Below are 253 nucleotides of genomic sequence, written 5' to 3' on the forward strand. Positions count from 1 at the left end.
GCTAGCGTGGTGCGCATGCCTCTCCGCTCATATGTCTCCCGCAGCCGTTCCGAAGGCGGTGCCTCGTGAGCACCGACGTGTGGTTCCTCGCGGCGAACGCCTCGTTCGACGAGTTCGTCGCCGCATTCCAGCCGGGCGACGCCGGGCGTGACTTCGGTGAGGGGCAGACCCTGTTGCACCGCGCTTTGACCCACGGCGACCTGTCTGCACGCGTGGCGATCAGTTCGTTCCTGCTCGACGAGGGGGCCGATGC

Annotated in this window: 1 protein-coding gene; it reads left to right on the forward strand. The window is 67.6% G+C overall.

Annotated features, from left to right (window positions below; all coding sequences use genetic code 11):
* Positions 1-65: 65 nt before the first annotated feature.
* The coding region (locus SB753_RS39455) for a hypothetical protein (RefSeq protein WP_410805475.1) at positions 66-253 on the forward strand (188 nt) is incomplete at its 3' end.

This window comes from Paraburkholderia sp. SIMBA_053, assembly GCF_046534895.1.
GTDB classification, from domain to species: Bacteria; Pseudomonadota; Gammaproteobacteria; order Burkholderiales; family Burkholderiaceae; genus Paraburkholderia; species Paraburkholderia caledonica.